Raw genomic sequence first — 991 nt, forward strand, 5'->3', positions numbered from 1 at the left:
GGTGGCGAAGAGGTGCATGAGGTCGGCGGCCAGTTCGCCCATGGCCGTCATGTACTCCTGCCATACCTTCCGGAACTCCGGCGGATTCTCCGGCCAGATGTTCTTGTGGGTCCAGCTGGCCCACTCGTTGCCGAGCTTGTGGCGCTCCTCGTCCGCCAGCTCGCCCGTCACATGGGCGGCGAACGTCTCGCACAGGTCCGGGGGAGTCTTCTGGTCGAGACTGCGTGCGAGGGTGCCGCCCGCCCTGCGGTACCCGGACACACCCGGACGGGACGCGACGAGGTCCTTTTCCGGTTCCGGCAGCTTGAAGAACCCGTTGGTCACCGTGAACATGCGGTCCGTGAGGTCTTTCGGTACTTCATGGCCGACGATGATGAAGAAACCGGACCTGCCCAAAGCTGTTCCGATTGCCTTGGCGATTTCTGCGCGCTTTCCCGGGTCTTTTCGGGCGGAAAGATCGATGACCGGAACATAGTCATCGGTCATCATGACGGTGGGCTGATCGCTGCTCACGGCTTTCCCTCTCTCCCCGAAGTGCTTCGGGGATCTGCTGGGCGGTGAGTGTCCGCGGATAATTCGTCCTGTTCAGCGGCGTCTCGCCCTGACACTAGGTGTGCCGGAAGGGCGGTTTCCATGCTTCATGACGGAATCTGTCAACTCACCGAATCAAGCGCGTATCGCTTGGCTTTCCCTTTTCCGTGGAACGGCCGATCCACCGTCGGGCGCCGGGCGAGGGGAGGCGCGCCGGCGGTGGATCGGCCGGGTCGGGAACCCGGACGTCCCGCTACGAGGCGGCGCCGGTGAACAGTTTCTCTATCTTGCGCGACATCCACTCCCCGGCGATCACGCCGTTGCCGGACCCCCCGTCGGCACCCGGCGACCCTCCGTCGCCCCGCATGGGTTCGATGAGGGCGTCGTGGTTGGGGAGGTAGAAGTAGGGGATGGTGAGGCGGGAGTTGGTGTCGTCGGGGTGGGGGGTGGCGACGCGGTG

1 protein-coding gene and 1 pseudogene are annotated in these 991 nt (G+C 64.8%); both read right to left on the reverse strand.

Features of this window, described 5'->3' with window-relative positions; translation table 11 throughout:
- On the reverse strand, positions 1–513 hold a 513-nt coding region (locus tag KUM03_RS29155; RefSeq protein WP_217253129.1), incomplete at its 3' end, for a 2-oxoglutarate and iron-dependent oxygenase domain-containing protein.
- A gap of 271 nt (positions 514–784) precedes the next feature.
- A pseudogene (locus KUM03_RS29160) lies at positions 785–991 on the reverse strand (hypothetical protein); the annotation flags it as partial.

This window comes from Streptomyces sp. AC602_WCS936 (genome assembly GCF_019049125.1).
GTDB lineage: Bacteria > Actinomycetota > Actinomycetes > Streptomycetales > Streptomycetaceae > Streptomyces.